This window comes from Oceanitalea stevensii (assembly GCF_014837105.1).
Lineage (GTDB): Bacteria > Actinomycetota > Actinomycetes > Actinomycetales > Actinomycetaceae > Oceanitalea > Oceanitalea stevensii.
This window is the reverse complement of the sequence record NZ_JACSPO010000014.1, coordinates 47,597-54,038: the sequence shown is the minus strand read 5'-3', so window position 1 is coordinate 54,038 and position 6,442 is coordinate 47,597. Positions and strand designations below refer to the sequence as shown.

5 protein-coding genes and 1 pseudogene are annotated in these 6,442 nt (G+C 73.6%); 5 read left to right on the top strand and 1 reads right to left on the bottom strand.

Annotated elements, in window-relative coordinates; genetic code table 11:
• The first annotated feature begins 224 nt into the window (after positions 1 to 224).
• Together H9624_RS15235 and H9624_RS15230 are read left to right on the top strand one after the other, a co-directional pair.
• A complete protein-coding gene (locus H9624_RS15235; RefSeq protein WP_251840751.1) occupies positions 225 to 911 on the top strand; it encodes a response regulator transcription factor in 687 nt (228 codons plus the stop codon).
• Between the two features lie 27 nt (positions 912 to 938).
• Positions 939 to 2,240 carry a sensor histidine kinase gene (locus H9624_RS15230; protein ID WP_286011294.1) on the top strand — a complete coding sequence of 434 codons (1,302 nt, stop codon included), beginning with the start codon at positions 939 to 941 and terminating at the stop codon, positions 2,238 to 2,240.
• 251 nt (positions 2,241 to 2,491) lie between these two features.
• Here the strand turns inward: H9624_RS15230 and H9624_RS15225 are convergent, their stop codons facing one another.
• Positions 2,492 to 2,833 (bottom strand): GtrA family protein, encoded by a 342-nt coding sequence (locus tag H9624_RS15225; protein WP_372435155.1) that lies wholly within the window; start codon positions 2,831 to 2,833, stop codon positions 2,492 to 2,494.
• A gap of 252 nt (positions 2,834 to 3,085) precedes the next feature.
• Here H9624_RS15225 and H9624_RS15220 point away from each other — a divergent pair.
• The 3 genes and pseudogenes from H9624_RS15220 to galE all read left to right on the top strand — a co-directional run bounded on the left by H9624_RS15220 (position 3,086) and on the right by galE (position 5,817).
• Positions 3,086 to 4,179, top strand: a pseudogene (locus H9624_RS15220) (5-(carboxyamino)imidazole ribonucleotide synthase).
• On the top strand, positions 4,176 to 4,718 hold the full coding sequence (gene purE, locus H9624_RS15215) for a 5-(carboxyamino)imidazole ribonucleotide mutase (RefSeq protein WP_251840749.1): 543 nt from the start codon (positions 4,176 to 4,178) through the stop codon (positions 4,716 to 4,718). The pseudogene H9624_RS15220 and the gene purE overlap by 4 nt, the downstream one beginning before the upstream one ends.
• A 55-nt stretch (positions 4,719 to 4,773) precedes the next feature.
• Complete coding sequence (gene galE, locus H9624_RS15210) at positions 4,774 to 5,817, top strand: UDP-glucose 4-epimerase GalE (protein WP_251840748.1); 1,044 nt, start codon at positions 4,774 to 4,776, stop codon at positions 5,815 to 5,817.
• The last annotated feature ends 625 nt before the right edge of the window (positions 5,818 to 6,442 follow it).

Genomic DNA, 6,442 nt, shown 5'->3' with positions numbered 1-6,442 from the left:
ACGGCACCGACACCCTCGGTGTCCGTCGCCCGGTCGGCCCGGCGCCCGTCGCCAAGGAGGTGCGGTCCGCCGCCAAGCTCGGCTGATCCTCTCCGCTGAACGCCGACAGCCGGGTCCTCGCCACGCGGGGATCCGGCTGTCGGCACGTCCGGGCAGGCATCGGGTGAGTCAAACGTCGGTGTGCACTCGGCCCGCCGCCGCGGAGAACCCTTTACGATGGCGGCGTGACCAACGTACTTCTTGTCGAGGACGATCCGGCGATCGCCGAGCCGCTGGCCCGCGCACTCACGCGTGAGGGCTATGACGTGCGGGCCTTCAGCACGGGTCAGGGGGCGATCGACAACTCCTCCGGCATGGACCTCATCGTGCTGGATCTCGGTCTGCCGGACATGGACGGCCTGGACGTCGCACGGTGGGTGCGCAGCCAGGGGATGACCACCCCGATCCTCGTGCTCACCGCACGGGCGGACGAGGTGGACCTCGTCGTGGGCCTGGACGCCGGTGCCGACGACTACGTGACCAAGCCGTTCCGGCTCGCCGAGCTGCTCGCCCGGGTGCGGGCGCTGCTGCGCCGCGCCGGGGGTGAGCTCACCGACGAGGACGAGCTCGACGCCCAGGACGTGCGCGTCGACGTCGCCGCCCACCGCGCCTTCCAGGGCACCCGGGAGCTGCAGCTGACCGCCAAGGAGTTCGAGCTCCTGCGCGTGCTCGTGCGCGAGGCCGGTTCCGTCGTCGCCCGCGACGCGCTCATGCGCGAGGTGTGGGGCTCGGACCCGACCGGCTCGACGAAGACCCTGGACATGCACGTGTCCTGGCTGCGCCGCAAGCTTGGCGACGACGCGAACGACCCCCGCTACATCACCACCGTGCGCGGGATGGGCTTCCGTTTCGAGACCTCCGGCGAGGGCTGAGGCAGCGTGCGTCGTCGTGCAGTGACGATGACGCTCGTGGCGGTCACCGTCGCGGTCCTGCTCCTCGGGGTGCCGCTCGCCGTCTTCGGCGGGCTCATGATCTGGGACTCCGAGCGCGCCACGCTGGACCTCCGGGCGTCGTCGCTGGCGCGTTCCGTCGAGCGTCGCGTCTCCAACGGCGAGGAGCTCGACGACGCGATGCTCGCCCCGTGGGTGGGGGGTGACAGCAACCTCGAGGCGCGGATCGTCGTCCAGGACTCCCTCGGCCGGCACTTCGTCGCCGGCCCCGTCCTCGAGGGCCGTGTCATCCGTTCCCTCGAGACCACCCCCAGCGGCGCGACCGTCCGGATGGAGGTCCGCGCCGCCGAGGTGCAGTGGATGGTCGTGCGCGTCGTCGCGCTCGTCGTCGTGGCCGCGACGCTCGCGCTCGGGGTGAGTGTCCTCGTCGCCCGGCGGCAGGCCCGCAAGCTCGCGGCGCCCCTCATCTACCTCGCGGCCAGCGCCGAGCAGATCGGCTCCGGCCAGGTCCGTCCGCACCTGCGAAAGTCCGGCATCGAGGAGATCGACCTCGTCGCCGCCGAGCTCACCCGCACCGGTGACCGCCTCGCCGGGCGGCTCGCGGCCGAGCGGCAGTTCGCCGCCGACGCCTCCCACCAGCTGCGCACGCCCCTGACGGCGCTGTCGATGCGGCTGGAGGAGATCCAGGCGATCGCCCCGGACGACGACATCGCCGAGGAGGCCCGCATCAGCCTCGAGCTCGTCGAGCGCCTCACCGGCGTCGTCGACGACCTCCTTCGCAACTCCCGGCAGGCGGGCGGCGGCACGACCGAGGCGCTGCGCCTCGAGGACGTCTTCGCCCAGCAGGCCGAGGAGTGGGCGCCCACCTTCGCCGCAGCCGGGCGCGAGCTCGTGCTGCCCGAGAGCACCGACCTCGCGGTCCTCGCGACGCCCGGCGCGCTTGCCCAGGTCCTGTCGACGCTGCTGGAGAACTCCCTCAAGTACGGCGAGGGCCGGACGACGGTCAGCGCGCGGTCCTCGGCCTCCGAGCACGGGGTGGTCATCGAGGTGGGCGACGAGGGCCCGGGTGTGTCCGACGACCTCGCCCCCGACATCTTCGAGCGTTACGTCACCGCGGGGAAGGGCACCGGCCGCGGCCTGGCCCTGGCCCGTGACCTCGTCGCCGCCGACGGCGGACGGCTGGAGCTGGCGCAGCGGCGCCCGCCGGTCTTCGCGATCTTCCTCTCGGCCGTGCCGAAGACCTTCGACCCCGCCGTCGTCCTCCCGCAGGGCTCCCTCGTGAGCATGGGCCGCCGCCGCCGCCGCTGGTAGCCAGCCCCCGCCCCCGCCTCGCGCGGCCCAGCCCCGCCCAGCCCCGGCCCCCCCGGCCCCCCGGCTCCCGCTCCCGGCCTCCCTGTCGCCGACAGCTGAGTTGTTCCGGGCCTCCCCGTCACGCCGGGAGCTGAGCTGTTCCCACCAGGAGGCAGCGCGCCCGCCGCCCTGCCCGCCGCTGGGCGGGTAACAACTCAGCGCTCGGCGAGGGGGGTGGGGGTCGTGAGGGGGCGGGAGGGGGTGGGGCGGGGTCAGCGGGCGGTGAAGACGACGTGGCGGTAGCAGAAGTACCGGAACAGGGTCCCGAGCACGAGGCCGACGCCGTTCGCGGCGATGTTGTCCGCCAGCGGTGACGTGAAGCCCAGGACGTAGTGCGAGACGCCCAGCGTCCCGACGGCGAGGAGCATCCCGCCCGCGTTGACGAGGAGGAACCACACGAGCTCGCGGCCGCGCTCCTCGCGCCGCGAGGCGGCGAACGCCCAGTACCGGTTGCCCAGCCACGACACGAGCGTCGCGACGACGACCGACAGCACCTTCGCCGTCAGCGGCTTGTCACCCAGCACCTCACCGGGGCCGAAGCGCAGGAGGTTCATCAGCCCGACGTCGACGACGAACGCGACTCCGCCGACCGCGCCGAACTTGAGCATCTCGATCGCCCGCTGTCGCCAGCGCAGCCACCGGGTACCCGCCACCACCCGGGCTCCGACCGCCTCGCGGTCCTCCCGGCTGCCGGTGGGCAGCTCCGCCGCGGTGTGGGACGAGGTCACCTTGCCAGCGTACCGGCAGTAGGCTCGCGAACCGTGGCAGCAGTGGTGGCAGTCGTGGGAGGCGGGCAGCTGGCCCGCATGATGCAGCAGGCAGCGATCGGGCTCGACGTGCACCTGCGCGTCCTGGTCGAGGCCGCCGACGGCTCGACAGGCCAGGTGGTCCCGGACGCGCCTGTCGGCCGCGCCGACGACGAGGCCGCCGTGCGCGGCATCCTCCCCGGTGCCGGCGTGCTCACCTTCGAGCACGAGCACGTGCCCGGCGAGCTGCTGCGGCAGCTCGAGGCCGAGGGCGTCGCCGTCCGTCCCGGCGCGCACGCGCTGCGTCACGCCCAGGACAAGATCGTCATGCGCACCGCCCTCAGCGAGCTCGGCATCCCGTGCCCGCGCTGGGCCGCGGTCCGCACCCGCGATGAGCTCACCGCCTTCGGGGACACCACCGGCTGGCCGGTCGTCGTCAAGACCGCCCGCGGCGGGTACGACGGCAAGGGCGTGCGCGTCGTCGCCGCCGCCGACGACGCCGGGGACTGGCTCGACGCGCGCCCCCCCCCCGCGTCCCCTTCACCCGGGAGCTTGCCGTCCTCGTCGCCCGCCGCCCGAGCGGCGAGATGCGCGCCTGGCCCGTCGTCGAGACGATCCAGCGCGACGGCGTGTGCGCCGAGGTGCTCGCCCCCGCACCGGGCCTGGACCCCGACCTCGCGGCCGCCGCCGTCGACGTCGCCACCCGCATCGCCGAGGGCCTCGACGTCACCGGGGTGCTCGCCGTCGAGATGTTCGAGTACCCCGCCGACGACGGCGGCACCCGGATCGCCGTCAACGAGCTGGCGATGCGCCCGCACAACTCCGGCCACTGGACCATCGACGGCGCGGCGACGAGCCAGTTCGAGCAGCACCTGCGTGCGGTGCTCGACCTGCCGCTCGGCCCGACCGAGCCGCGCGCGCCGGTGAGCGTCATGGTCAACCTCCTCGGCAGCGCCCTGCCGGACCCGGGCGCCGCACTGGGCGAGGTGCTCGCCCGCTGCCCGGGCGCGCGCGTGGAGCTGTACGGCAAGGAGGTGCGGCCCGGGCGCAAGCTCGGCCACGTCACCGTCTACGGTGAGGACCTCGAGTCCGTCCGGGCCGAGGCACGCACCGCCGTCGCGATCTTGCGCGGCGAGGACGAGCACGCGGGATGAGCGAGAGGGAGATCGGGATGGACGTCGGAATCGTCATGGGGTCGGACTCGGACTGGCCCGTCATGGAGGCTGCCGGCGACGCGCTCGAGGAGCTGGGCGTGACCTTCGAGGTCGACGTCGTCTCGGCCCACCGGATGCCCGACGCGATGCTCGCCTACGGCCGGGAGGCCGCCGAGCGCGGTCTGCGCGTCATCATCGCCGGGGCGGGCGGCGCCGCCCACCTGCCCGGCATGCTCGCGGCCGTCACCCCGCTGCCGGTGATCGGCGTGCCCGTGCCGCTGCGCCACCTCGACGGCATGGACTCCCTGCTGTCGATCGTCCAGATGCCGGCCGGCGTCCCGGTCGCGACCGTCTCGATCGGCGGGGCACGCAACGCCGGCCTGCTCGCCGCTCGGATCCTCGGCGCGGGGACGACGGACGCCGACATCCGGCTCCGGGCGCGGATGGTCGACTTCCAGGAGAACCTGCGCCAGCAGGCTCAGGACAAGGGTGCGCGGCTGCGCTCCAGCCGCAACCACACGCCGGGCTTCTCCGCCTGATCGAGCCTGTTCGAATTTGGTGGACCCCGGCCGGGCGCTCCGGTAGCCTGGGCGCATGAGCATCATGGTCACCGGCGGAGCCGGGTACATCGGCGCGCACGTCGTCCGGCTGCTGCTGGAGCGGGGTGAGGACGTCGTCGTCGTCGACGACCTGTCGACGGGGCGCGAGGACCGCGTCGGGGAGGCCACGCTCGTCGAGCTCGACGTCGCCGACGGTGACGCCCAGCAGCGCCTCGAGCTCGTCATGCGCGAGCGCGAGGTCGACGGCGTCATCCACTTCGCCGCCCGCAAGCAGGTGGGCGAGTCGGTCCAGCGCCCGGCCTGGTACTACCAGCAGAACGTCACCGGCCTGGCCAACGTCCTCGCCGCGATGGAGGCCGTCGGGGCCGACCGGCTCATCTTCTCCTCCTCCGCGGCCGTCTACGGGATGCCGGACGTCGAGGTGGTCACCGAGGACACGACCCCGCAGCCGATCAACCCCTACGGCGAGACGAAGCTCGTGGGGGAGTGGCTCATCGCCGACGCCGAGCGCGCCTGGGGGCTGCGCTCGGCCAGCCTGCGGTACTTCAACGTCGCGGGCGCCGGGTGGGCCGACCTCGGCGACCCCGCCGTCCTCAACCTCGTCCCCATGGTGCTGGACCGCCTCGCGCGTGGGGAGCGGCCGACGATCTTCGGCGACGACTACCCGACGCCGGACGGCACCTGCGTGCGCGACTACATCCACGTCCTCGACCTCGCCCACGCGCACCTCGCTGCCCTCGACCGGCTCGGGCAGGGCGAGGAGCGCGTCTTCAACGTCGGCACCGGCCAGGGGGCGTCGGTGGCCGAGGTCATCGCCGAGATCGGCCTCCCGAGGAATCCGGCTGTCGGCGCTTGCTGGGCGGGGGGTGCAGGGCCTCCTAGGCCGGACGTCGGACGCCGATGGTGTCGGTGCCGTTGCCGTCCCAGTCGCCCACGTACACCTCGTCGCCCGCGCGTCCGAAGGTCACCACGTGGTCGGCGTCGCCGCCGCGCAGAGAGTTCTTCACGTGGTAGGTCCGACCGCGCTGGACGGCGAAGGTGTCGGTGCCGTCCCCGTCCCAGTCGCCCGCGAGGGTGACGTCGCCCGCGCGGCCGTAGCGGATGACGCGGTCAGCGTCGCCCGCGGTGACCGAGTTCTTCACGTGGTAGTCGGCCCCGCGACGGACCGCGAGCGTGTCGCGCGCGTCGCCGTCCCAGTCGCCGACCATGACGTCGTCGCCCGCCCGCCCGTAGTGGAAGGTGACGTCGGCCTGGCCGCCGTGCAGGGAGTTCTTCACGTGGTACTCCGCACCGCGGCGGACCGCGAAGGTGTCCCGGCCGTCCCCGTCCCAGTCGCCCACGAGGATCGTGTCCCCGGGCCGACCGTAGGTGATGACGGCGTCGGCGTCCCCGCCGCGCTGGGCGTTGGACACGTGGAACACGTTGCCGCGGCGCACCGCGATCGTGTCCTTGCTGTCGCCGTCCCAGTCACCGATGAGGACCTCGTCGGCCCAGCGGCCGTACATGAAGTGGACGTCGGTGGAGCCGCGCCAGGAGTTCGAGAGGTGGAACTCCGCGGAGCGCGGCCCGGGTACCGGCTCGACCGGCTCCTCGCCGTCGTCGCCGACGACCTCGACCGGGACCGTCCGCGTCGCGTCGTTGACGGCGAGGGTGACCTCGACCGTGCCGGTGCGCAGGCCGGTGAGCTCACCGGTCCGCGGGTC

Coding starts and splice junctions, on each gene's coding strand:
- H9624_RS15230 (WP_286011294.1), top strand. CDS start 939: ATGACGCTCGTGGCGGTCACCGTCGCGGTCCTGCTCCTCGGGGTGCCG.
- H9624_RS15225 (WP_372435155.1), bottom strand. CDS start 2,833: ATGAACCTCCTGCGCTTCGGCCCCGGTGAGGTGCTGGGTGACAAGCCG.
- purE (WP_251840749.1), top strand. CDS start 4,176: ATGAGCGAGAGGGAGATCGGGATGGACGTCGGAATCGTCATGGGGTCG.
- galE (WP_251840748.1), top strand. CDS start 4,774: ATGAGCATCATGGTCACCGGCGGAGCCGGGTACATCGGCGCGCACGTC.